The 23,251-nt window shown below is 50.0% G+C and carries 24 protein-coding genes, 1 tRNA gene and 4 pseudogenes; 26 read left to right on the forward strand and 3 right to left on the reverse strand.

The window, feature by feature from the left end; genetic code table 11:
* Positions 1–377: 377 nt before the first annotated feature.
* Positions 378–2,096 (reverse strand): annotated as a pseudogene (locus ACJHYR_RS16640) (flagellar biosynthesis protein FlhA); the annotation flags it as partial.
* Here ACJHYR_RS16640 and lafU point away from each other — a divergent pair.
* The 7 genes and pseudogenes from lafU to prfH all read left to right on the forward strand — a co-directional run.
* Positions 2,062–2,847 (forward strand): putative lateral flagellar export/assembly protein LafU, encoded by a 786-nt coding sequence (gene lafU, locus ACJHYR_RS16645; RefSeq protein WP_000207556.1) that lies wholly within the window; start codon positions 2,062–2,064, stop codon positions 2,845–2,847. The pseudogene ACJHYR_RS16640 and the gene lafU sit on opposite strands and share 35 nt — an antisense overlap.
* Positions 2,848–2,917: 70 nt before the next feature.
* Positions 2,918–3,973, forward strand: coding sequence for a DNA polymerase IV (dinB, locus tag ACJHYR_RS16650; RefSeq protein WP_001226177.1), 1,056 nt, complete (start codon positions 2,918–2,920; stop codon positions 3,971–3,973).
* A 51-nt stretch (positions 3,974–4,024) separates the two neighbouring features.
* Positions 4,025–4,318 carry a type I toxin-antitoxin system antitoxin YafN gene (gene yafN / locus ACJHYR_RS16655; protein WP_000554758.1) on the forward strand — a complete coding sequence of 98 codons (294 nt, stop codon included), beginning with the start codon at positions 4,025–4,027 and terminating at the stop codon, positions 4,316–4,318.
* Positions 4,319–4,320: 2 nt separating this feature from the next.
* On the forward strand, positions 4,321–4,719 hold the full coding sequence (gene yafO / locus ACJHYR_RS16660) for a type II toxin-antitoxin system mRNA interferase toxin YafO (protein ID WP_001521903.1): 399 nt from the start codon (positions 4,321–4,323) through the stop codon (positions 4,717–4,719).
* Between the two features lie 9 nt (positions 4,720–4,728).
* Complete coding sequence (locus ACJHYR_RS16665) at positions 4,729–5,181, forward strand: GNAT family N-acetyltransferase (RefSeq protein ID WP_001059899.1); 453 nt, start codon at positions 4,729–4,731, stop codon at positions 5,179–5,181.
* A gap of 245 nt (positions 5,182–5,426) precedes the next feature.
* Positions 5,427–5,633: pseudogene (locus tag ACJHYR_RS16670) on the forward strand (RNA ligase RtcB family protein); the annotation flags it as partial.
* Positions 5,629–5,981 (forward strand): annotated as a pseudogene (gene prfH, locus ACJHYR_RS16675) (peptide chain release factor H); the annotation flags it as partial. The pseudogenes ACJHYR_RS16670 and prfH, both read left to right, overlap by 5 nt.
* A 56-nt stretch (positions 5,982–6,037) precedes the next feature.
* On the opposite strand, the gene pepD reads toward prfH, so the two are convergent.
* A complete protein-coding gene (gene pepD, locus ACJHYR_RS16680) occupies positions 6,038–7,495 on the reverse strand; it encodes a cytosol nonspecific dipeptidase (RefSeq protein ID WP_072837340.1) in 1,458 nt (485 codons plus the stop codon).
* A gap of 260 nt (positions 7,496–7,755) precedes the next feature.
* On the opposite strand from pepD, the gene gpt reads away from it, so the two are divergent.
* From gpt to crl, 3 genes are all read left to right on the forward strand, one after another.
* On the forward strand, positions 7,756–8,214 hold the full coding sequence (gene gpt / locus ACJHYR_RS16685; protein WP_001291990.1) for a xanthine phosphoribosyltransferase: 459 nt from the start codon (positions 7,756–7,758) through the stop codon (positions 8,212–8,214).
* 91 nt (positions 8,215–8,305) lie between these two features.
* Positions 8,306–9,550: an esterase FrsA gene (frsA, locus tag ACJHYR_RS16690; protein ID WP_000189541.1), complete on the forward strand. Its 1,245-nt coding sequence runs from the start codon at positions 8,306–8,308 to the stop codon at positions 9,548–9,550.
* 57 nt (positions 9,551–9,607) lie between these two features.
* Entirely contained in the window at positions 9,608–10,009 is a 402-nt protein-coding gene (gene crl / locus ACJHYR_RS16695) for a sigma factor-binding protein Crl (protein ID WP_000174684.1), read from the forward strand.
* A 38-nt stretch (positions 10,010–10,047) separates the two neighbouring features.
* Here the strand turns inward: crl and phoE are convergent, their stop codons facing one another.
* Complete coding sequence (gene phoE / locus ACJHYR_RS16700) at positions 10,048–11,103, reverse strand: phosphoporin PhoE (RefSeq protein WP_000749881.1); 1,056 nt, start codon at positions 11,101–11,103, stop codon at positions 10,048–10,050.
* Positions 11,104–11,390: 287 nt separating this feature from the next.
* On the opposite strand from phoE, the gene proB reads away from it, so the two are divergent.
* From proB to ACJHYR_RS16780, 16 genes and pseudogenes are all read left to right on the forward strand, one after another.
* Entirely contained in the window at positions 11,391–12,494 is a 1,104-nt protein-coding gene (gene proB / locus ACJHYR_RS16705; RefSeq protein WP_001285288.1) for a glutamate 5-kinase, read from the forward strand.
* An 11-nt stretch (positions 12,495–12,505) separates the two neighbouring features.
* A complete protein-coding gene (gene proA, locus ACJHYR_RS16710; protein ID WP_059327851.1) occupies positions 12,506–13,759 on the forward strand; it encodes a glutamate-5-semialdehyde dehydrogenase in 1,254 nt (417 codons plus the stop codon).
* A gap of 114 nt (positions 13,760–13,873) precedes the next feature.
* Positions 13,874–13,949: transfer RNA gene (locus ACJHYR_RS16715), tRNA-Thr, on the forward strand.
* A gap of 165 nt (positions 13,950–14,114) precedes the next feature.
* Complete coding sequence (locus ACJHYR_RS16720) at positions 14,115–15,329, forward strand: tyrosine-type recombinase/integrase (RefSeq protein ID WP_021511808.1); 1,215 nt, start codon at positions 14,115–14,117, stop codon at positions 15,327–15,329.
* Between the two features lie 427 nt (positions 15,330–15,756).
* The gene (locus tag ACJHYR_RS16725) at positions 15,757–15,960 is read left to right on the forward strand and encodes a helix-turn-helix transcriptional regulator (RefSeq protein ID WP_000035054.1); all 204 of its coding nucleotides are present in this window, start codon (positions 15,757–15,759) and stop codon (positions 15,958–15,960) included.
* A complete protein-coding gene (locus tag ACJHYR_RS16730; RefSeq protein WP_000412538.1) occupies positions 15,960–16,391 on the forward strand; it encodes a hypothetical protein in 432 nt (143 codons plus the stop codon). Before ACJHYR_RS16725 ends, ACJHYR_RS16730 begins: the two co-directional genes overlap by 1 nt.
* Before the next feature lie 12 nt (positions 16,392–16,403).
* Entirely contained in the window at positions 16,404–17,237 is an 834-nt protein-coding gene (locus tag ACJHYR_RS16735) for an antA/AntB antirepressor family protein (protein WP_072837339.1), read from the forward strand.
* A complete protein-coding gene (locus tag ACJHYR_RS16740; protein WP_000476150.1) occupies positions 17,230–17,412 on the forward strand; it encodes a DUF4222 domain-containing protein in 183 nt (60 codons plus the stop codon). Before ACJHYR_RS16735 ends, ACJHYR_RS16740 begins: the two co-directional genes overlap by 8 nt.
* Positions 17,413–17,831: 419 nt before the next feature.
* A pseudogene (locus ACJHYR_RS16745) lies at positions 17,832–18,041 on the forward strand (ash family protein); the annotation flags it as partial.
* A 26-nt stretch (positions 18,042–18,067) separates the two neighbouring features.
* On the forward strand, positions 18,068–18,262 hold the full coding sequence (locus ACJHYR_RS16750) for a host cell division inhibitor Icd-like protein (RefSeq protein WP_001377265.1): 195 nt from the start codon (positions 18,068–18,070) through the stop codon (positions 18,260–18,262).
* Between the two features lie 203 nt (positions 18,263–18,465).
* On the forward strand, positions 18,466–18,660 hold the full coding sequence (locus ACJHYR_RS16755; RefSeq protein WP_001065738.1) for a hypothetical protein: 195 nt from the start codon (positions 18,466–18,468) through the stop codon (positions 18,658–18,660).
* Complete coding sequence (locus tag ACJHYR_RS16760; RefSeq protein ID WP_001024675.1) at positions 18,657–18,920, forward strand: hypothetical protein; 264 nt, start codon at positions 18,657–18,659, stop codon at positions 18,918–18,920. Before ACJHYR_RS16755 ends, ACJHYR_RS16760 begins: the two co-directional genes overlap by 4 nt.
* Entirely contained in the window at positions 18,917–19,138 is a 222-nt protein-coding gene (locus ACJHYR_RS16765) for a hypothetical protein (RefSeq protein ID WP_000181940.1), read from the forward strand. Before ACJHYR_RS16760 ends, ACJHYR_RS16765 begins: the two co-directional genes overlap by 4 nt.
* Positions 19,131–19,733: a hypothetical protein gene (locus tag ACJHYR_RS16770; RefSeq protein WP_061356477.1), complete on the forward strand. Its 603-nt coding sequence runs from the start codon at positions 19,131–19,133 to the stop codon at positions 19,731–19,733. Before ACJHYR_RS16765 ends, ACJHYR_RS16770 begins: the two co-directional genes overlap by 8 nt.
* 12 nt (positions 19,734–19,745) lie before the next feature.
* Complete coding sequence (locus tag ACJHYR_RS16775) at positions 19,746–22,502, forward strand: TOPRIM and DUF927 domain-containing protein (protein ID WP_001244106.1); 2,757 nt, start codon at positions 19,746–19,748, stop codon at positions 22,500–22,502.
* Positions 22,503–23,075: 573 nt separating this feature from the next.
* On the forward strand, positions 23,076–23,249 hold the full coding sequence (locus tag ACJHYR_RS16780; RefSeq protein ID WP_001018522.1) for a hypothetical protein: 174 nt from the start codon (positions 23,076–23,078) through the stop codon (positions 23,247–23,249).
* Positions 23,250–23,251 lie beyond the last annotated feature (2 nt).

The following is a 23,251-nucleotide window of genomic DNA, read 5'->3' on the forward strand; positions in this document are numbered from 1 at the left end:
ATCGGTGGGCCGGATAAGGCGTTCACACCGCATCCGGCAATTGTGCACCGGTGCCTGATGCGACGCTGGCGCGTCTTATCATGCCTACAAACCTGTGCCGGATCGGTGGGCCGGATAAGGCGTTCACACCGCATCCGGCAATTGTGCACCGGTGCCTGATGCGACGCTGGCGCGTCTTATCATGCCTACAAACCTGTGCCGGATCGGTGGGCTGGATAAGGCGTTCACACCGCATCCGGCAATTGTGCGCAGATGCCTGATGCGACGCTGACGCGTCTTATCATGCCTACAAACTTGTGCCGGATCGGTAGGCCGGATAAGGCGTTCACGCCGCATCCGGCAATTGTGCACCGATGCCGGATTCGCCCCAAAGGCCATCAACTCAACGCCCCCATAATCTTCAACTCCAGCTCATCCGGCACTTCGTTATACGACAGCACATGCAGACCCGGCGCAAACAACCTTGCATAACGCGCCAGCAAAGGACGCAGCTGCGGCGGCACCAGCAGCACAGGGGCTTTCCCCGCTGCTTTCATCTGCTCCTTCACCTGCGGCATCGTACTCTGGAACTGGTTGAGCATATTCGGGTCAACCGGCACGCTGTCGAGCATCACTTTGCCGGCCTGTTGCGCCTGATTCACCACATTGGTCAGCAGATTTTCCAGCTCATTATTCAGCGTATACACCGTCAGCTCCTGTTTGCGAACGAACGGATGGGTAATGCTGCGCCGCAGCGCCAGGCGCACATCGGCCGCCAGCAGAATATGATCTTTGGTCAATGTGCTACTGGCGACCAGCACAGTGGCGATGGTGACGATATCGCGCAGGGAAACGCCTTCGGTCAGTAATGCACGGTACACTTTCAGCAACTGGCTGTAATTGAGCGCTGCGCTCAAATCTTCCGCCAGTCGCGGTGCCATCGACGACAAACGATTATGCAACTGCGTAATATCGTCATAGTTAAATAAATCAGGAATATAGCTGCGCACAATCTTATTCACATGGGTGGCAATCACGCTGGCGCTGTCGATCACCTGATACCCCATATTCAGCGCCTTCGCTTTCTGCGCGGGCTGGATCCAGGTCACCGGCATCCCGTACGCCGGGTCGTTCCCCAGCACGCCGTCAATCTCGCCGTAGGTTTCGCTGGAGGGCAGGGCCATCAGTTTATCCGCCGGAATATCCGCTTCATCAGCCTTAATGCCATTGATGAAAATGGCGTACTGGCTGGGCTTGAGGCGGAAGTTTTCCCGAATGCGGATCTCCGGCAGCAGCACGCCGTTGCCGTCAGAAATCACCTGCCGCACGCCGCGAATCCGCTGGGTGAGCGGGTTACCCTGTGCTTTGTCCACCAGCGCCACCAGCTTGTAGCCGAGACTTAAGCTGATAGGCTCGATCAGCGGAATGGTTTCCCAACTGACCTGTTGCTCGCTGGTTTCGGTGATGGTGCGGGTCAGTGTTTCGAGGCTTTTCTCTTCCGCCTCCGCCGCCTGCGGGCGTTTGCTCATCCGCCAGCCGGTAAAACCAAGCAGGGCGCTGAACAGCAAAAACGGCAGATGCGGCATCCCCGGCACCACCGCCAGCACAAACATGATCCCGGTGGCGGTGTAGAGCACCGACGGGCTTGCCAGCAACTGGTGGCGCACGTCATGGGCAATATCGCCGTTGTCGCTGACGCGGGTGACGATAATCGCCGCCGCGGTGGAAAGCAGCAGGGACGGGATCTGCGCCACCAGGCCGTCGCCGATGGTCATCAGCACATATTGCTGGAAGGCGGCATCGGCGCTCAGGTTGTATTTGAAGATGCCGATACAGACGCCGCCGATCAGGTTGATCGCCAGAATCATCATCCCGGCGATGGCGTCCCCGCGCACAAACTTCGATGCCCCGTCCATCGCGCCGTAGAAATCGGCCTCGCTGGCAACATCTTTACGCCGGGTTTGCGCCTGCGCCTGGTTGATCAACCCAGCGTTAAGATCGGCGTCAATCGCCATCTGTTTGCCGGGCATCGCGTCCAGGGTAAAGCGGGCAGAAACCTCGGAAATACGCTCGGCCCCTTTGGTGACGACGATAAAGTTGATTGTCAACAGCGTCAGTAAATCCGAGCGTGAAAGCATTATCGCCGCGCTGCACGGGCAGTCGATTTTCAATGGCGGCGGGTTGTCGCCGTTAAATAAAATCAGCCCGTCTCATCCGCCAAAACCTGCCACCGTGGCGGTGCCGGAAGAGACGGAGAAAAAAGCGCGTGACGTCAATGAGAAAACGGCGCTGCTGAAGAAGAAATCCGCTACTGAGCTTGGTGAGCTGGCAACCAGTATCAACACCATCGCCCGTGATGCGCATATGGAAGCGAATCTGGAGATGGAGATTGTTCCCCAGGGACTGCGCGTGCTGATTAAAGATGACCAGAACCGCAATATGTTTGAACGCGGCAGCGCGCAGATTATGCCGTTCTTTAAAACTTTGCTGGTGGAGTTAGCGCCGGTTTTTGATTCGCTCGACAATAAGATCATCATCACCGGGCATACCGATGCGATGGCCTACAAAAACAATATCTACAACAACTGGAACCTTTCGGGCGATCGCGCGCTTTCGGCCCGTCGGGTGCTGGAAGAGGCTGGAATGCCGGAAGATAAAGTGATGCAGGTAAGCGCAATGGCGGACCAGATGCTGCTGGATGCCAAAAATCCGCAAAGCGCGGGCAACCGACGCATTGAGATTATGGTGCTGACCAAAAGTGCGTCCGATACGCTGTATCAATACTTTGGTCAGCATGGGGATAAAGTGGTGCAGCCGCTGGTGCAAAAGCTGGATAAGCAGCAGGTGCTTTCGCAGCGAACGCGCTAGATGCTGAATCTTTACGCATTTCTCAAACCCTGAAATCACTGTATACTTTACCAGTGTTGAGAGGTGAGCAATGCGTAAAATCATTCATGTGGATATGGACTGCTTTTTCGCCGCAGTGGAGATGCGCGACAATCCCGCCCTGCGCGATATCCCTATTGCTATTGGCGGCAGCCGCGAACGTCGGGGGGTGATCAGCACCGCCAATTATCCCGCGCGTAAATTTGGCGTACGTAGCGCTATGCCGACAGGGATGGCGCTCAAATTATGCCCACATCTCACCTTGCTTCCGGGGCGCTTTGACGCCTACAAAGAAGCCTCAAATCATATCCGTGAAATCTTCTCGCGCTACACCTCGCGTATTGAACCGTTGTCACTGGATGAAGCCTATCTCGATGTCACTGATAGCGTCCATTGCCACGGTTCTGCGACCCTCATCGCCCAGGAAATCCGCCAGACAATCTTCAACGAGCTGCAACTGACGGCGTCTGCGGGCGTGGCACCAGTAAAGTTTCTCGCCAAAATCGCCTCCGACATGAATAAACCCAACGGCCAGTTTGTGATTACGCCGGCAGAAGTTCCGACATTTTTACAAACCTTACCGCTGGCAAAAATCCCCGGCGTCGGCAAAGTCTCGGCGGCAAAACTGGAAGCGATGGGGCTGCGGACCTGCGGTGATGTGCAAAAGTGTGATCTGGTGACTCTGCTCAAACGTTTTGGCAAATTTGGCCGCATTTTGTGGGAGCGTAGTCAGGGGATTGACGAGCGCGACGTTAACAGCGAACGGTTGCGAAAATCTGTCGGCGTGGAACGCACGATGGCGGAAGATATTCATCACTGGTCTGAATGTGAAGCGATTATCGAGCGGCTGTATCCGGAACTTGAACGTCGTCTGGCAAAAGTAAAACCTGATTTACTGATTGCTCGCCAGGGGGTGAAATTAAAGTTCGACGATTTTCAGCAAACTACTCAGGAGCACGTCTGGCCGCGGCTGAATAAAGCTGATCTAATCGCCACCGCGCGTAAAACCTGGGATGAACGCCGCGGCGGGCGCGGTGTGCGACTGGTGGGGCTGCATGTGACGTTGCTTGACCCTCAAATGGAAAGACAACTGGTGCTGGGATTATGATGTATACTATTATGTCTATTCTGGTGTGCATTATTATGAGGGGATCACTGTATGCATCGAATTCTCGCTGAAAAATCGGTCAATATCACTGAGTTACGTAAAAACCCAGCTAAATACTTTATTGATCAACCGGTTGCGGTTCTTTCTAATAATCGCCCCGCAGGATATCTCTTAAGTGCCAGCGCATTCGAAGCGTTAATGGACATGCTTGCTGAACAAGAGGAGAAAAAGCCCATAAAGGCGCGCTTCCGTCCGAGTGCTGCAAGATTAGAGGAAATTACACGCCGCGCTGAACAATATCTTAATGATATGACGGATGATGATTTCAATGACTTTAAGGAATAAGGATGCGGGTATTCAAAACAAAACTTATTCGCCTGCAACTTACAGCAGAGGAACTTGATGCGTTAACGGCGGATTTTATTTCCTATAAGCGTGACGGTATTTTGCCAGATATATTTGGTCGCGATGCACTCTACGACGACTCGTTTACCTGGCCATTAATCAAATTTGAGCGAGTTGCTCATATTCATCTGGCAAATGTGAATAATCCATTTCCGCCACAGTTGCGCCAATTCAGCAGAACGAATGACGAAGCGCATTTGGTATATTGTCAGGGGGCGTTTGATGAGCAAGCATGGTTGCTCATTGCCATTCTGAAGCCTGAACCTCATAAACTGGCTCGAGATAACAACCAAATGCATAAAATTGGAAAAATGGCAGAAGCGTTTCGCATGCGTTTTTGAATTTATATTATGAATAACATACAAATAAGAAACTATCAGCCTGGCGATTTTCAGCAACTATGCGCTATTTTCCTTAGAGCGGTTACGATGACCGCCAGTCAGCATTATTCACCACAACAAATTGCCGCCTGGGCGCAGATTGACGAATCTCGCTGGAAGGAGAAACTCGCGAAATCACAAGTGTGGGTTGCGATCATTAATGCACAACCGGTTGGTTTTATTTCCCGCATTGAACATTATATCGATATGTTATTTGTTGACCCTGAATACACCCGCCGTGGGGTTGCCAGCGCTTTGTTAAAACCTTTGATTAAGTCTGAATCCGAACTTACGGTGGACGCCAGCATAACCGCAAAACCCTTTTTTGAACGTTATGGTTTTCAGACAGTTAAGCAGCAGCGCGTTGAATGCAGGGGAGCGTGGTTTACTAATTTTTCTATGCGATATAAACCGCAACATTAAATTCAGCTTGCAATGAAAATAACACCCGCCTGGTATGTGCGCGTTTTCTTATTCCACAAACTGCAAGGAGGTAAATCATGACAAATCCTTTATCAATGACTCTTTGCAGACCTTTCCAGGATTAATTATTTTTTTCTTGCCCTGGATTCGTCTGCCATTTCCTGATTTTTATATTTATATACTCTAAATAATTCGAGTCGCAGTACATGCAACTTGAAGTATGACGAGTATAAATGGAATGATACATGGGCAAATATATTCGTCACTTATCCGATGCGGTATTTACCATCGCATCTGATGACCTGTGGATCGAGAGTTTAGCGATCCAACAATTACACACCACGGCAAATTTACCCAACATGCAGCGCGTAGTAGGGATGCCAGATTTACACCCCGGACGCGGCTACCCGATTGGCGCAGCGTTATTCTCTGTTGGTCGTTTTTACCCGGCAAGACGTCGCGGTAACGGTGCTGGAAACAGAAACGGGCCGCTACTCTGACACGCTGCGTTCGGCGCTGATTTCTCTGGATGGCGATAACGCATGGGCATTAAGCGAAAGTTGGTGCGGCACTATCCAGTGGATTTGTCCGAGTCCGTATCGGCCTCATCATGGGCGCAAAAACTTGTTTCTGGGCATGCTAACAAGCGGCTGGCGCGATTGCTGATTGCCTGGAAGCTGGAACAACAGCAACAGGAAAATAGCGCGGTGCTGAAATCGCAGCGGCGAATGTTCCATCACCAGATTGAACGTGGCAACCCGAGACGGACATTTACAGGGATGGCTTTTATCGAAGGATAATGAAGGATGAAACTGCCGGAAGGCGATTAAACGCCATCCGGCAGCAAATCAAATAATTACTTCGCCGGAATTTCTTTCAGCAGTTCAGTCAGCAGTGTCCAGTAATGACCTACGCTTTCGATGTGAACTTGCTCATCCGGAGAGTGTGGACCGGTGATTGTTGGCCCGATAGAAACCATGTCCATTTCCGGATACGGTTTTTTGAACAGACCACATTCCAGGCCCGCGTGGATAATCTGGATGTTCGGCGTCTTGTTGAACAGACGCTGATAAGTTTCACGTACCAGATGCATCACCGGAGAATTAGCGTCCGGCTGCCAGCCAGGATATGCGCCTTTCGCTTCGGTTTTCGCGCCAGCCAGTTTACCCAGCGAATCCAGCATGCTCACCACGTAGTCTTTACCGCTGTCGATCAGAGAACGGATCAGGCAGTGAATTTCTACGTTATTGTCAGTCATGGTCACCACACCGACGTTCAGGGAGGTTTCGACCACACCTTTTGCCACGTCGGAGTTGCGGATCACACCGTTCGGGGTGGCGTTCAGCAGACGAATAAAGGTATCGCGAGATTTCGCAATCAGGGCAGCTTTATCGTTCGCAACAGAGTCCAGCAACAAGGCCAGATTTTTCTCTTTCTCTGCCAGCTCGTTTTTCAGGATCTCCTGATAGGTATTCACCAGAGATTTCAAAGCGTCGACTTTATCAGCTGCGACAGCAATGGTCGCAAAGGCTTCACGCGGGATGGCGTTACGCAGTGTGCCGCCGTTGAAATCGATAAGGAGCAGGTCCAGTTCTTCTGCATGACCCGCCAGGAAGCGCACCAGCAGTTTGTTGGCATTACCCAGGCCAACGTGGATTTCACCGCCGGAGTGACCGCCTTTCAGGCCTTTTAAGGTTAACTTGAAGGTTTCAAAGCCAGCTGGAACCGCTTCACGATCTAAATGCAGGTTGGAGGTAAAGTCGATACCCCCCGCGCAACCCATGTAGATTTCACCTTCCTCTTCGGAGTCGGTGTTAATCAGAATATCAGCCTGCAACCAGTTGCTCTGTAAGCCAAAAGCACCATCCATACCGGCTTCTTCGGTCATGGTCAGCAGCACTTCCAGCGGGCCGTGAACCACGTTTTCGTCAGCCAGAACCGCCAGCGCAGACGCCATACCAATGCCGTTATCCGCACCCAGCGTGGTGCCGCGCGCTTTAACCCATTCACCATCAATATAAGGCTGGATAGGATCTTTAGTGAAGTCATGCACGGTGTCGTTATTTTTCTGCGGCACCATATCGAGGTGGGCCTGCAAGACGACCGGTTTACGATTTTCCATACCTGCGGTAGCAGGTTTACGAATCAGGATATTACCTACCTGATCGCGTTCGACATGGAAACCTTTCTCTTTTGCCCAACCAACAATGTATTCAGCGAGTTGCTCTTCATGATAGGACGGGTGAGGAATAGAACAGATTTTGGCAAAAATATCCCACAGCGGCTGTGGAGATAATTGAGACAGTTCAGACACGTTAAGTCTCCTTGTCGATCACCCGCAAAACATTATTGCAGGTCACAGGGTTAGCAGAAAATGTTGTCAACACAAGACAGGCTTGCGAGATATGTTTGAGAATACCACTTTATCCCGCGTCAGGGAGAGGCAGTGCGTAAAAAGACGCGGACTCATGTGAAATACTGGTTTTTAGTGCGCCAGATCTCTATAATCTCGCGCAACCTATTTTCCCCTCGAACACTTTTTAAGCCGTAGATAAACAGGCTGGGACACTTCACATGAGCGAAAAATACATCGTCACCTGGGACATGTTGCAGATCCATGCACGTAAACTCGCAAGCCGACTGATGCCTTCTGAACAATGGAAAGGCATTATTGCCGTAAGCCGTGGCGGTCTGGTACCGGGTGCGTTACTGGCGCGTGAACTGGGTATTCGTCATGTCGATACCGTTTGTATTTCCAGCTATGATCACGACAACCAGCGCGAGCTTAAAGTGCTGAAACGCGCAGAAGGCGATGGCGAAGGCTTCATCGTTATTGATGACCTGGTGGATACCGGTGGCACTGCGGTTGCGATTCGTGAAATGTATCCAAAAGCGCACTTTGTCACCATCTTCGCAAAACCGGCTGGTCGTCCGCTGGTTGATGATTATGTTGTTGATATCCCGCAAGATACCTGGATCGAACAACCGTGGGATATGGGCGTCGTATTCGTCCCGCCAATCTCCGGTCGCTAATCTTTTCAACGCCTGGCACTGCCGGGCGTTGTTCTTTTTAACTTCAGGCAGGTTACAATAGTTTCCAGTAAGTATTCTGGAGGCTGCATCCATGACACAGGCAAACCTGAGCGAAACCCTGTTCAAACCCCGCTTTAAACATCCTGAAACCTCGACGCTAGTCCGCCGCTTTAATCACGGCGCACAACCGCCTGTGCAGTCGGCCCTTGATGGTAAAACCATCCCTCACTGGTATCGCATGATTAACCGTCTGATGTGGATCTGGCGCGGCATTGACCCACGTGAAATCCTCGACGTCCAGGCGCGTATTGTGATGAGCGATGCCGAACGTACCGACGATGATTTATACGATACGGTGATTGGCTACCGCGGCGGCAACTGGATTTATGAGTGGGCTACCCAGGCGATGGTGTGGCAACAAAAAGCCTGTGCGGAAGAAGATCCGCAACTCAGTGGTCGTCACTGGCTGCATGCGGCTACGTTGTACAACATTGCCGCCTATCCTCATCTGAAAGGAGATGACCTGGCCGAGCAAGCGCAGGCTTTGTCAAACCGCGCCTATGAAGAGGCCGCCCAGCGTCTGCCGGGCACCATGCGGCAGATGGAGTTTACCGTACCCGGCGGTGCGCCCATCACCGGCTTTTTGCATATGCCGAAAGGGGATGGCCCGTTCCCGACAGTATTAATGTGTGGTGGTCTGGATGCGATGCAGACGGACTATTACAGCCTGTATGAACGTTATTTTGCGCCGCGCGGCATTGCGATGCTGACTATTGATATGCCGTCGGTGGGCTTTTCTTCAAAATGGAAGCTCACCCAGGACTCCAGCCTGTTGCATCAGCACGTCTTAAAGGCGCTGCCTAACGTACCGTGGGTAGATCACACTCGCGTCGCGGCCTTTGGTTTCCGTTTCGGCGCTAACGTTGCCGTACGTCTGGCATACCTTGAATCGCCGCGTCTGAAAGCGGTTGCCTGTCTTGGTCCGGTAGTTCATACCCTGTTGAGTGATTTTAAGTGCCAGCAACAGGTGCCGGAAATGTATCTTGACGTTCTGGCGAGTCGTTTGGGTATGCATGATGCTTCCGACGAAGCGTTACGCGTGGAGTTGAATCGCTATTCATTAAAAGTGCAAGGATTGCTGGGACGTCGTTGCCCAACGCCAATGTTATCAGGCTACTGGAAGAACGATCCGTTCAGCCCGGAAGAGGACTCACGCTTAATCACCTCATCATCTGCTGACGGTAAATTATTAGAGATCCCATTTAACCCGGTGTATCGGAATTTTGACAAAGGCCTTCAGGAAATCACAGACTGGATTGAAAAACGATTGTGTTAAAAATTTGCTAAATTTTGCCAATTTGGTAAAACAGTTGCATCACAACAGGAGATTGCAATGACGTTACCGAGTGGACACCCGAAGAGCAGATTGATCAAAAAATTTACCGCACTAGGCCCGTATATTCGTGAAGGTAAGTGCGAAGATAATCGATTCTTTTTCGATTGTCTGGCTGTATGCGTCAACGTGAAACCGGCACCGGAAGTGCGTGAGTTCTGGGGCTGGTGGATGGAACTGGAAGCGCAGGAATCCCGTTTTACCTACAGTTACCAGTTTGGTCTGTTCGATAAAGCAGGCGACTGGACGAGTGTTCAGATAAAAGATGCCGAAGTGGTTGAACGACTGGAGCACACCCTGCGTGAATTTCACGAGAAGCTGCGTGAGCTGCTGGCGACGCTGAATCTGAAGCTGGAACCGGCGGATGATTTTCGTGATGAACCGGTGAAGTTAACGGCGTGAGTGAAATGTGCCGGATGCATCACATCCGGCAATATCCATTAAAACTGATAGGTCATGCCAACCGCGACAATATCATCATTATTGATGTTCAGCTTATTATCGCTATCCAGTTGGTTGATTTTATAATCAACAAACGCTGACATATTTTTGTTGAAATAATATGTAGCACCGACGTCGATATAATTGACCAGATCTTCATCACCGATACCTTCAATATCTTTCCCTTTCGATAAGACATAACCCAGCGACGGACGCAGACCAAAGTCAAACTGGTATTGGGCGACCGCTTCAAAGTTCTGTGTCTTATTGGCAAAGCCGCCAGTTATTGGCGTCATTTTGCGTGTTTCAGAATAGAAAGTTGCCAGATAAATATTATTGGCATCGTATTTCAGACCTGTTGCCCATGCTTCTGCACGCTTGCCTGTGCCACGGCTTTGCAGATTCTGCTCGTTGGTGCGATCTGAGTTGGTATAGGCCCCACTAATGGCGAAATCGCTGCCGCCAAAGTCATATGTCAATGACGTGCCGAAGCCATCGCCGTTTTGCTTTTTAACGTCGCGGTTTTCGTTTTTCCCTTGATATTGCAGGGTTAAGTTCAGACCATCGATAACGCCGAAGAAGTCGGTGTTCCTATACGTCGCCAGACCGCTGGCACGTTTGGTCATAAAGTTGTCGGTCTGTGCGGAGGAGTCGCCACCAAATTCCGGGAACATATCGGTCCAGGCTTCCACGTCATACAACGCGCCCAGGTTACGACCATAATCGAAAGAACCCAAATCTTTATATTTCAACCCGGCAAAAGCGAGACGTGTTTTTTGCTGTGCAGTATCACTCTCTGCTTTATTACCGGCAAACTCTGCTTCCCAGCGACCATAACCGGTCAATTGATCGTTAATTTGTGTTTCGCCTTTAAAACCAAAACGGATATAACTCTGGTCGCCATCTTTACTGTCATTATCACTCATATAATGCATGGCTTTAACTTTGCCATAGACATCCAGTTTATTACCGTCTTTGTTATATATTTCTGCGGCCTGTACGGATGCAGATGCCACAATGCCCATCACCACTAATGCCAGAGTGCTCTTTTTCATTTTCATTCCTGATTTTAATTAACGCGCGAATATTCAGCGGGAGAGTCCCGTTGAAAACAGGAAAGTTTTTAACCTGAGATTGTTAAAGATATATTACAGATTAATAATATTCTTAAAATGTGGTAATTTATTAAATCTGTAATAAAAGCGTAAACAACTGCCGCTACGCTTGCTGATCCCGCGCAACAAAACGCCATGCTTTGCTCGCAGATGGTTGGCAACCGACGACAGTCCTGCTAAAACGTTCGTTTGATATCATTTTTCCTAAAATTGAATGGCAGAGAATCATGAGTGACAGCCAGACGCTGGTGGTAAAACTCGGCACCAGTGTGCTAACAGGCGGATCGCGCCGCCTGAACCGTGCCCATATTGTTGAACTCGTTCGCCAGTGCGCGCAGTTACATGCCGCCGGGCATCGGATTGTTATTGTGACGTCGGGCGCGATTGCCGCCGGACGTGAGCACCTGGGTTACCCAGAACTGCCAGCGACTATCGCCTCGAAACAACTGCTGGCGGCGGTAGGGCAGAGTCGACTGATTCAACTGTGGGAACAGCTGTTTTCGATTTATGGCATTCACGTCGGGCAAATGCTGCTGACCCGTGCTGATATGGAAGACCGTGAACGCTTCCTGAACGCCCGCGACACCCTGCGTGCGTTGCTCGATAACAATATCGTTCCGGTAATCAATGAGAACGATGCTGTCGCGACTGCAGAGATTAAGGTCGGCGATAACGATAACCTTTCTGCGCTGGCGGCGATTCTGGCGGGTGCCGATAAACTGTTGCTGCTGACCGATCAAAAAGGTTTGTATACCGCTGACCCGCGCAGCAATCCGCAGGCAGAACTGATTAAAGATGTTTACGGCATTGATGACGCACTGCGCGCGATTGCCGGTGACAGCGTTTCAGGCCTCGGAACTGGCGGCATGAGTACCAAATTGCAGGCCGCGGACGTGGCTTGCCGTGCGGGTATCGACACCATTATTGCCGCGGGCAGCAAGCCGGGCGTTATTGGTGATGTGATGGAAGGCATCTCCGTCGGTACGTTGTTCCATGCCCAGGCGACTCCGCTTGAAAACCGCAAACGCTGGATTTTCGGTGCGCCGCCGGCGGGTGAAATCACGGTAGATGAAGGGGCAACCGCCGCCATTCTTGAACGCGGCAGCTCCCTGTTGCCGAAAGGCATCAAAAGCGTGACTGGCAATTTCTCGCGTGGTGAAGTCATCCGCATTTGCAACCTCGAAGGTCGCGATATCGCCCACGGCGTCAGTCGTTACAACAGCGATGCATTACGCCGTATTGCCGGACACCACTCGCAAGAAATTGATGCAATACTGGGATATGAATACGGCCCGGTTGCCGTTCACCGTGATGACATGATTACCCGTTAAGGAGCAGGCTGATGCTGGAACAAATGGGCATTGCCGCGAAGCAAGCCTCGTATAAATTAGCGCAACTCTCCAGCCGCGAAAAAAATCGCGTGCTGGAAAAAATCGCCGATGAACTGGAAGCACAAAACAAAATCATCCTCAACGCTAACGCGCAGGATGTTGCTGACGCGTGTGCCAATGGCCTTAGCGAAGCGATGCTTGACCGTCTGGCTCTGACGCCCGCACGGCTGAAAGGCATTGCCGATGATGTGCGTCAGGTGTGTAACCTCGCCGATCCGGTGGGGCAGGTGATTGATGGTGGCGTACTGGACAGCGGTCTGCGTCTGGAGCGTCGTCGCGTACCGCTGGGGGTGATTGGCGTGATTTATGAAGCGCGCCCGAACGTGACGGTTGATGTTGCTTCCCTGTGCCTGAAAACCGGTAACGCAGTGATCCTGCGTGGTGGCAAAGAAACCTGTCGCACTAACGCTGCAACGGTGGCGGTGATTCAGGACGCCCTGAAATCCTGCAGCTTACCGGCGGGTGCCGTGCAGGCGATTGATAATCCTGACCGTGCGCTGGTAAGTGAAATGCTGCGTATGGATAAATACATCGACATGCTGATCCCGCGTGGTGGCGCTGGCCTGCATAAGCTGTGCCGCGAACAGTCGACAATCCCGGTGATCACAGGCGGTATAGGCGTATGCCATATTTACGTTGATGAAAGTGCAGAGATCGCTGAAGCCATGAAAGTAATCGTTAACGCAAAAACTCAGCGTCCGAGCACATGTAATACGGTAGAAACGTTGCTGGTAAATAAAAACATCGCCGATAGCTTCCTGCCCGCATTAAGCAAGCAAATGGCGGAAAGCAGCGTGACATTACACGCAGATGTAGCTGCGCTGGCGCAGTTGCAGGCAGGCCCCGCGAAGGTGGTGGCTGTTAAAGCCGAAGAGTATGACGATGAGTTTCTGTCATTAGATTTGAACGTTAAAATCGTCAGCGATCTTGACGATGCCATCGCCCATATTCGTGAACACGGCACACAACACTCCGATGCGATCCTGACCCGCGATATGCGCAACGCCCAGCGTTTTGTTAACGAAGTGGATTCGTCCTCTGTTTACGTTAACGCCTCTACGCGTTTTACCGATGGCGGCCAGTTTGGTCTGGGAGCGGAAGTGGCGGTAAGCACACAAAAACTCCACGCGCGTGGCCCAATGGGGCTGGAAGCGCTGACCACTTACAAGTGGATCGGCATTGGTGATTACACCATTCGTGCGTAAATAAAACCGGGTGATGCAAAAGTAGCCATTTGATTCACAAGGCCATTGACGCATCGCCCGGTTAGTTTTAACCTTGTCCACCGTGATTCACGTTCGTGAACATGTCCTTTCAGGGCCGATATAGCTCAGTTGGTAGAGCAGCGCATTCGTAATGCGAAGGTCGTAGGTTCGACTCCTATTATCGGCACCATTCAAACATCTCCCCAAGTCTACTAAAGTCTTTCAAAACCCCTTATAATCCGCGTATTAAAGCCCCGCTCGTCTTTTGACGTCTACTAAAGTCCCTCAAAATCTACGGTCAGATGGGGGTACTTATGGGGGTATTTGCTGTTCGGTTTAGTGGAGGTACCCCCAAGTGAAACTCAATGCCCGTCAAATAGACACAGCCAAGCCAAAAGAGAAGGCTTACAAGCTGGCCGATGGTGGCGGTTTGTATCTCTTGGTAAAACCTAATGGAGGTAAATACTGGCGACTTAAATATCGTGTAGCTGGTAAAGAGAAGCTATTGGCACTAGGTGTGTATCCTGAGGTTACTCTAGCCGATGCTCGGGCAAAACGTGAAGATGCGAAAAGAGGTATCGCTGGTGGTATCGATCCGATGGAAGCGAAACGAGAGGAAAAGATTGCCCGGGAAACGCAGTTAAACAACACCTTCAAAGATATTGCCCTTGAGTGGCACAGCAGCAAATTAAAAAAATGGTCTGCTGGTTATGCTTCAGACATCCTCGAAGCCTTCAACAAAGATGTGTTCCCTTACATTGGCAAAAAACCAATCGCCGAAATCAAACCACTTGAACTTCTGAATGTGCTGCGGCGCATCGAGGGGCGCGGTGCGACAGAAAAAGCCAAAAAAGTGAGGCAGCGGTGCGGGGAAGTTTTCCGCTATGCAATAGTCACTGGTCGCGCAGAGTATAACCCTGCACCAGACCTTACTAGCGCGATGCAAGGCCATGAATCTAATCATTACCCTTTCCTTACGACCAAAGAATTACCTGATTTTTTCAAGGCATTGTCCAGTTACTCAGGAAGCGCATTGGTTGTTATGGCGGCTCGTCTACTGATTATCACCGGCTTGCGAACTGGCGAACTACGTGGCGCATCATGGGATGAAATTGATTTCAACAAGGCTATATGGGAGATACCCGCTTCACGTATGAAAATGCGGCGGCCTCATATTGTGCCATTGTCTGAGCAGGCTCTTTCGCTTATTGGGAAGATTAGAGAAATAACAGGCAATTACCCTCTTATGTTTCCCGGGCGCAATGATCCAAGGAAAACAATGAGTGAGGCCAGCATAAACCAAGTGTTTAAGCGCATTGGCTACGCTGGACGTGTAACTGGTCATGGGTTCCGACACACTATGAGCACGATTTTGCATGAGCAGGGCTATAACACCGCGTGGATAGAAACGCAGCTCGCTCACGTTGATAAGAACTCAATTCGTGGCACATACAACCATGCGCAATATCTGGATGGACGGCGGGAGATGCTTCAATGGTATGCCGACTATATGGATTCTCTCGAGCATGGCGGAAATGTGGTGCATATGGTGTTTGAAAAACACGCATGAAACAACTGGACAAGTATACAGAGGTTTACTAAAGTATAGGGGAGTAGATTGATAAAAACTCACAGAGGATTGCTATTTAACAGTTAGCCCTGGAGAAGGGCAATCGCTCTTTTATAAACGAAGGTGTATTGAGCCTTCTACGCTGCTGAAAAGCGGAATGTTCTTTAACAGGCTTTGGCGCTGACAAAGCGCAATTGTTCTTTAAAACTACTGGATGTCACGCCTAATAGCGTGATCCTGCCGAAATGCAGGGTAGCTCTACCCTTGTGGAGCAAACAAACCAAAACAATCTGACTATCTTTTATAAAAGACCGCAATATGTTTTTCATATTGTGGTCTTTGGCGTATTCGACATTTGACGCAAATAAAACTCTCGCCATTCGTTGCAGGAGGGGGTTATTGCGTCATTAGTACAGGATATTAATAAATGGCTAATTACAATTCATTAATTCGTCTCTCTGAAGTTCAAAGGCGAACTGGTTATAGCAAAGCATGGATTTATCGTCTTATTAGTCAGGGGAGGTTCCCTAAACAGGTAAAAATTGGAAGTCGGGCAATTGCTTTTGTTGAGTCTGAAATAGATGAATGGATTGAGAAGTGTATATTAGAATCTAGAGACGAGGTGGCCTGATGGAAAAGAAAAACCGCCCATTACAGGCGGCTAATTCAGATATTCGTGTATCTGATGTTACGCCCCTTACAAAATCCCTTCAAGCACCAAAGCGCACACCGAAAAAGCATCGTGCCAGAGTCTATATGCTGCGTACTGGTATAGAGGGATGGACAGAAAATGACATTCTTCGCTACTGCCGTCTGTCTTCTGGTCGTAACTATGCAACAGAGTTAGAACGCCAGCTTGGAATCACTCTGGAGCGTATCGACGAAAAGAATCCTGATGGTATCGGAACACACCTTCGCTACCGTTTCTCCTGCCGTGGTGATGTTCTGAAAGTGATCACTCATATTAACCATCTTGCGAACATAAATGATCACAACGGACTTTCTCAGCAGGAAATTGCCGACATTCTGAAACTCTACCCGGACGCGTTTAACGCCGCCTAACGGAGACTGAAAATGAACATCGAAAAAAGCAGATTAATTTCTGAGGCTGCCCCTCATCTGAACGCCTCTCTGGGCACAATTAACGGTAATGAATTTGCCACAATTGTCCCGGTTATTCCTGGTCATATCGGTGGGCGTGAAACCAATATTGTTAGCGCAAAAGCGTTACACAAAGCGTTGGGCGTGGGAAAAGACTTCTCTACATGGATCACTGATCGCATCTCTGAATATGACTTCACCATTGGGCACGATTACTCAGTCCATAAAACAATTTCCCCAAATTTGGGGAAAAGCCCGAATGGCGCGGCTTACAGCAAGATTAAGCAGTCTGGCAGACCCGGCAAAGACTATCTGTTAAGTGTCGGAATGGCGAAAGAACTGGCAATGATCGAACGCAATGATCAGGGTCGCGCTATCCGTCGTTATTTCATCCAGTGCGAGGAAGAATTACAGCGTAGCGTGCCTGAAATCGCCGCCCGCTATCGTCGCCAGCTAAAAGCCCGTATTAGTGCCGCAAACAACTTTAAGCCAATGTGCGATGCGCTGAATATGGCCCGTGCCGAGCAGGGGAAAACGACGCAGCAACACCACTACACAAACGAGAGCAATATGATTTCTCGTATCGTTCTTGGTGGGCTAACTGCTAAGCAGTGGGCGCGGATAAATGGCTATTCTGGCGAACCTCGCGACCATATGAACGCAGAACAGCTTGAGCACCTCTCATATCTCGAAAGCACCAATATCACGTTAATTGATATGGGCATGGAATATGAGCAGCGCAAAGGAGAACTCACCCGCCTGTCGCAACGCTGGCTCGCCAAGCGTCTGGAGGCGGTCCATGTTTAAGCCGACAGGAACACCACAACCTCAAAAACGCTACAAAGATGCCCACGGAGCACTCGTTACTGTCGAAAGCGTGTCTCACAACCGAGTGACGTTTTATCGCGACGGGTATCAATCGCCATGCGTACAACCGCTGGCACGTTTCATGAAGGAGTTCGCGGAGGTTAACAAATGCTAACCGCCCAGAAGAAGATATTTTCACTGGCTGGTATGTCGCCAAAATCCAGCAATATGACAGCAAAGTCAGACATTAATACAGCAGATACAAGCAAAGTTTATCATTTGCTGGTGGTCGGAACGGATGCCTTAACCATACCAGAAATCTCGGGCGATGATATTAGCATTGAGAAGGTCAGCGGCTGCGCCAGAAAATTTCTGGTCGTAGATGATGTCTTCAGCTCGTGTAGTGACTCCACAAAAACATTCGTCCACGCGCGTGACGTTAACGAAATGAGCGCGATGTACTGTGCTTCTGGTTCTTCCAATAGTGAGTTTTCGGAGTCCATAAAAAAGAGCTTGCCGTTATGCGGCAACACGGTTTATGGTTATAAGGCACCTCATAAAACGGGTGCCGGGATTGGCGTCCTGGTAAATCGAATGGCGACATATGACGCGCCGAGCGTCTTTTTTTATGTCGTAGGTCTGACTCACCCATTTTTTGGGCGTTGGTGTATAATCCAGCGCCTTTGTCAATCAATGGTGGCTCAGGCAGGGGCTTCTTCGGAAGCGCCGGTATCCATTCGAGCCGGTTACGCCAACCCTGTCTGGGCTACCACCAGCGAAATTGGCGTTTCCGGTGGTAGCGTTACATGCTATCGAATGGAGGCTGCCACATGCTGGCTACTACCCCTACCCAAAAACCGCAATTTATCTGGATTATCGCCGCAGTTCGCCGCGATTGCCCGACAATTACCGCCAAAATTCATCATATTGCTGCCGAGTCTGAACGCGATGCTCGCCGTTCTCTGGTGCGCGATCACATCTGCTTTTTTGCTGGTCGTATCCGCATGGAGGTGGCACATGATTAAAACCTACGATGTGCATATGGATCCCCTCGAACGCACAAGCCAGATCATCACACTGACAGAAGTGATTAACGACATTCTGGTGAGCAACTCTCCCTCACGAGACGAAAGACTGAAGGCGTTACTCGCGATATTGGATCTCGCCGTTCGTGACGTTCATTTCCTGCTGGAAGGTGGCGAAATGCCAGGAAAAACGGGGGCAACCAATGAATAACTCAATTAATACCCCTCGCCTTACGTCCGCACTTCAATTAATCGAGCAAGCAGCGGCTGTCCTGGTTGCTGTCAGTCTTTCGGCTGAAGAAATGGACGCTGCTGATGTCGTGGATGCGATTAAAGCGTGCTCATCTTTGGTTAACGATGCCCGTGCCGAGCTGGTAATTCTTGGGGGTGAAAAATGAATATCAACTTAATTTATCGTCATCCGTGTGAGCTGGAAATTGAATCATTGCTGGGGCGTGAAGAGCCATATCCAGACACATTCACTCCCGCAGATTGCGCGACTGAACGGCTTACCAGAGCGCGCACAGGTCTGGTTCATGTGATGAATGAGATTGTTCCCTCGGTGGGAGGGGAACAGGCGACAGTAATCAATAGCTGGCTACAAAAAGTTACCTCCCTGATAGATATCGGTTTAATCGATGTGGAGAGTGCGAAATGACCAACATCCAGCTCATTGAAGCGCAATGTCGCATCGAACAGGTTCAGACTGTTTTAGGGTTCTGGCTTGAAGGGGCCAGCCCCAGCAACAGAGACAAGTTAATGATTGGCGCGGTTATGTCACTGCTCAATGGCGTACCAGAAGCTATTCAGGAAGCGGACGAATTGTTGGGCAAATATGAGTTACAGAATCATTCAGGCGAGGCGAAACATGAATAATTTCTTAACTTTCCATGCAGAAGCAACGCCTGACGGCGTAAACATCATGTACCGCAGCAACGATGGCATGACAGAACGCGTTGAGGCCGTCTCATATATTGATGCCGTAAATCGTCTGGATGCCGGGGATTATGACGATAAACCAGATGAAGGCATGTTTATACATCTCGCTATTGCCAGTGGCGGCAACCAGGGATATTTCGATTACACATCACAGCATCACGTGATTATGTGGCGCTGGCTGATAGCAACAGCATTCATCAATGAAATGAGAAAGGAAAACGGCACCGTCAGCATTATTGATGACAGTGGCAATCATTCCGTGGTTTCTGTTTATTCCAATGGCATCGTCGCCATGCCGCTGTATCCAGTAGCAGAGCGCCTCGCTATGGCAAACAACATTGAGGGCGCAATGATCGAGAAATATGGTGTTGATGTCGGAACAAATAATGCCATCATTTTTTACAGCAACATGTTCGATGTCGAACAGGGAACACTCACTTCGTTTGGGCGAGAAGTGCTTGCCGATCTTCACAACAGCTTTATTGCCGAACGAAACGAAAACGGCATCCCAGAAGCACCAGTGACGCACTAAACGGGGGCCAGAATGCGAAACATTGATCTTATCCGTCAGGTTATCAGTGCGTCTGAAAACAACTGGCCTCATGTGCTGGGCTGCCTGAACATAAATGTCCCTGACTCTCCGCGCCGTCATGCTCCCTGCCCTGCATGTGGGGGCAAAGATCGATTCCGGTTCGATGACAACGGGCGCGGTAGCTTCATCTGTAATCAGTGCGGCGCTGGTGATGGGCTGGATTTAATTAAACGCGTAAATAACTGCGACACAACAGAGGCGGCGCTTCTTGCCGCTGATGTTCTGGGTATTGATTACCGGACAACGGAAACACCAGAAGCCACCAGCCAGAAACGGGAACAACTGGAAACCGAGCGCCAGCGACGCGAACAGGAGCGCCTGAAAAGGGCAGAGAAGGACGAACAACAAAGACGGGATACGTTTTCCCGTCAGTTTGATGACATGCGCAGAAAGGCTGTAAACGGCAAATCTGATTATCTGGTTGCGAAAGGGGTAGGTGATTTTACATTCCCAGTGTTGCCCGATGGATCTCTGTTGCTGGCGCTGGTGGATAAATCCGGCGCAGTCACAGCAGCACAGACTATTACCTCACATGGTGAAAAAAGACTCCTGACAGGTTCAGCAAAGCGAGGGGCATATCACGCCATAAACGCACCAGAAACAACACAGAGCATCTTAATCGCAGAAGGGCTGGCAACGGCATTATCTGCCCATTTAATTCGTCCAGAAGCGCTGACAGTGGCGGCGATTGATGCCGGGAACCTGTTATATGTCGCCCAGGTACTGCGGGATAAATTTCCTTCAGCACAAATCATCATTGCTGCGGATAACGACCACAGCGAAGGAAGACAAAACACGGGGAGAATAGCAGCAGAAAAAGCAGCTTTATCTGTTTCTGGATGGGTGGCATTACCCCCGACAGATCACAAAGCAGACTGGAATGATTACCACCAAAAACACGGCATTAAATGCGCCACAGAAGCGTTCAATAAGTCAATGTACCAACCACAGGGTAATGGCGTGAAACAGGAGCCACAGACCATTGAGGGAAGCGATTTTAAGGTTATGGATACCGACCCACTGAAACCAAGAATAGAAAGCCGCGAGGATGGTATTTATTGGGTATCTCCGAGAGCTGACAGCCAGAGTGGAGAAATCATCAATAACGAAAGCTGGTTATGTTCTCCGTTAAGCGTTATCGGTACTGGCAGAGACGATAAAGACCAGTATCTCATTCTTCGCTGGCTGTCGTTTGGTTCTGAAACGCCGACAACCGCTGCCATTCCACTGGCTGATATTGGTGAACGTGAAGGATGGCGCACACTTAAAGCTGGTGGGGTAAATGTCACGACCAAAAGCAGCCTCAGAGCAATATTGGCAGACTGGCTACAACGCAGTGGCTCTCGTGAATTGTGGCGTGTTGCTCATGCCACTGGCTGGCAATGCGGAGCGTACATCATGCCTGATGGGGAAATCATCGGAACACCTGAAAATCCTGTGCTGTTCAGCGGGAGAAGCTCAGCCGCAGCCGGATATACCGTCTCAGGGAGCGCGAAAAGCTGGCGTGATAACGTGGCGCGTCTGGCCTTTGGTAACTATTCAATGATGACCGGGATCGGCGCAGCACTGGCAGCGCCATTGATTGGGCTGGTGGGCGCTGACGGGTTCGGCATTCATTTCTATGAGCAGTCGAGCGCAGGTAAGACCACCACGGCAAACGTGGCGAGCAGCTTATACGGCAACCCTGATTTACTGCGGCTGACGTGGTACGGAACCGCGCTGGGGCTGGCAAATGAAGCCGCCGCCCACAATGACGGACTAATGCCGCTTGATGAAGTTGGTCAGGGCGCTGATCCTGTCAGTGTTTCACAGTCTGCCTATGCGTTATTTAACGGTGTAGGGAAACTGCAAGGCGCTAAAGATGGTGGAAACCGGGATCTAAAACGCTGGCGTACAGTGGCAATCAGCACCGGAGAAATGGATTTAGAAACATTTATCGCTACTTCCGGGCGAAAAACCAAAGCCGGGCAACTGGTGCGACTGCTGAATATTCCGTTGAGTAAAGCAGTACGCTTTCACGATTACCAGAACGGAAAACAGCACGCAGACGCACTGAAAGACGCTTACCAGCATCACCATGGCGCAGCCGGGCGTGAGTGGATTAAATGGCTGGCAGACCACCAGCAACAGGCTATTAAAACTGTTCGTGATTGCGAAAGCAGATGGAGAAGCCTGATCCCATCCGATTATGGTGAGCAGGTTCACCGTGTAGCCGCGCGATTTGCCATTCTGGAGGCCGCATTGTTGTTAGGCGAGGTTGTAACAGGCTGGGATGCTCAGACATGCCGTGATGCGATACAGCACAGCTATAACGCATGGTTGCGCGAGTTCGGCACAGGTAACAAAGAGCATCAGCAGATTATTGAACAAACGGAGGCATTTCTTAATGCCTATGGGCTTAGCCGTTTTGCACCATTTCCATACAGCCCGGCAGATTTGCCCATCAAAGATTTAGCCGGATACCGTCAGCGTGGAGAACATGACGAAAGTCCAATGATTTTCTACACATTCCCGGCCACATTTGAAAAGGAGATCGCATGTGGTTTCAACGCAAAACAGTTTGCTGAAGTGTTGAAAAAAGCCGGGATGCTAACCCCACCAAACAGCGGTCGTGGATACCAAAGAAAATCACCACGTATTCAGGGACGACAAATAAACGTTTATGTACTCAATTACCAGCCAGGAGATTACAACTCATCTGAAGAATGAGCTTATTCATGTGCGTAGAAAAGGTGTTGGTTCAGTTGGTTCAGTTGGTTCAATTTGTAAAGAGTATTGTTTTATAAGGATTTTATTCTTTTTATTGAACCAACACTGAACCAACAACACGGTATTTTGAACCAACACAATGTGACTGAATTGATGCGCACAACACCTGGCTGGCATCAGAGAGTGTTTTACGAGACTTTCGTAAAATCCTGTGTACAAGGGCGTGACGTTTTGAAAGTGAGCAATACGAAATTTTCGTAGTTCAGAAAACAGCCCCTGAGAAGTTGTTATGCCTGTTCAGCAAACCATCCGCATAGCTGATCGCGAATCAAATTACCAATGGAGCCAGAAGCAAGGGCAGAACTGAAAAGCGCCTGCCGTGAAGAGTAATGCGACACCATAAATATAGTTTTTAGAGTCCATAAAAAACCTGACATACAGAACGATGCCACCAGCTACTGAACGGTGGCATTTTTTTGTTCTATTTGTTTCATATTTTGCAATCATAATGATGAATGTTGCGTTTTATGAAACTATAATGACTGTTGTTTTATACAGTTCTAAGGGGGCATTATGGCTATTTCAGTAAAGCCAGTATTGATAAGTGAGAAGCAAATGGAAGCGATAAAGAAAATTCAGGAGGAGCAGCGTAAAAAATCAGAGGTAGGAGTTGCGCCAACGATCCACGAAATTGCTCGGGGATTAATGGATAAGGCGCTGGCTTACACTTTAACTGGACGTGGGTAAAT

Origin of the sequence: Escherichia sp. WS1450, from assembly GCF_046487395.1 — a bacterium.
Classification (GTDB): Bacteria; Pseudomonadota; Gammaproteobacteria; order Enterobacterales; family Enterobacteriaceae; genus Escherichia; species Escherichia coli.

Bases quoted from the DNA above. Each gene is read 5' to 3' on its own strand.
- proB (WP_001285288.1), top strand. From the start codon at position 11,391: ATGAGTGACAGCCAGACGCTGGTGGTAAAACTCGGCACCAGTGTGCTA.
- yafN (WP_000554758.1), top strand. From the start codon at position 4,025: ATGCATCGAATTCTCGCTGAAAAATCGGTCAATATCACTGAGTTACGT.
- ACJHYR_RS16740 (WP_000476150.1), top strand. From the start codon at position 17,230: ATGTTTAAGCCGACAGGAACACCACAACCTCAAAAACGCTACAAAGAT.
- ACJHYR_RS16730 (WP_000412538.1), top strand. From the start codon at position 15,960: ATGGAAAAGAAAAACCGCCCATTACAGGCGGCTAATTCAGATATTCGT.
- ACJHYR_RS16725 (WP_000035054.1), top strand. From the start codon at position 15,757: ATGGCTAATTACAATTCATTAATTCGTCTCTCTGAAGTTCAAAGGCGA.
- phoE (WP_000749881.1), bottom strand. From the start codon at position 11,103: ATGAAAAAGAGCACTCTGGCATTAGTGGTGATGGGCATTGTGGCATCT.
- yafO (WP_001521903.1), top strand. From the start codon at position 4,321: ATGCGGGTATTCAAAACAAAACTTATTCGCCTGCAACTTACAGCAGAG.
- ACJHYR_RS16735 (WP_072837339.1), top strand. From the start codon at position 16,404: ATGAACATCGAAAAAAGCAGATTAATTTCTGAGGCTGCCCCTCATCTG.
- dinB (WP_001226177.1), top strand. From the start codon at position 2,918: ATGCGTAAAATCATTCATGTGGATATGGACTGCTTTTTCGCCGCAGTG.
- gpt (WP_001291990.1), top strand. From the start codon at position 7,756: ATGAGCGAAAAATACATCGTCACCTGGGACATGTTGCAGATCCATGCA.
- ACJHYR_RS16665 (WP_001059899.1), top strand. From the start codon at position 4,729: ATGAATAACATACAAATAAGAAACTATCAGCCTGGCGATTTTCAGCAA.
- crl (WP_000174684.1), top strand. From the start codon at position 9,608: ATGACGTTACCGAGTGGACACCCGAAGAGCAGATTGATCAAAAAATTT.
- ACJHYR_RS16750 (WP_001377265.1), top strand. From the start codon at position 18,068: ATGCTGGCTACTACCCCTACCCAAAAACCGCAATTTATCTGGATTATC.
- proA (WP_059327851.1), top strand. From the start codon at position 12,506: ATGCTGGAACAAATGGGCATTGCCGCGAAGCAAGCCTCGTATAAATTA.
- ACJHYR_RS16780 (WP_001018522.1), top strand. From the start codon at position 23,076: ATGGCTATTTCAGTAAAGCCAGTATTGATAAGTGAGAAGCAAATGGAA.
- ACJHYR_RS16760 (WP_001024675.1), top strand. From the start codon at position 18,657: ATGAATATCAACTTAATTTATCGTCATCCGTGTGAGCTGGAAATTGAA.
- frsA (WP_000189541.1), top strand. From the start codon at position 8,306: ATGACACAGGCAAACCTGAGCGAAACCCTGTTCAAACCCCGCTTTAAA.
- ACJHYR_RS16755 (WP_001065738.1), top strand. From the start codon at position 18,466: ATGAATAACTCAATTAATACCCCTCGCCTTACGTCCGCACTTCAATTA.
- ACJHYR_RS16770 (WP_061356477.1), top strand. From the start codon at position 19,131: ATGAATAATTTCTTAACTTTCCATGCAGAAGCAACGCCTGACGGCGTA.
- ACJHYR_RS16765 (WP_000181940.1), top strand. From the start codon at position 18,917: ATGACCAACATCCAGCTCATTGAAGCGCAATGTCGCATCGAACAGGTT.
- ACJHYR_RS16775 (WP_001244106.1), top strand. From the start codon at position 19,746: ATGCGAAACATTGATCTTATCCGTCAGGTTATCAGTGCGTCTGAAAAC.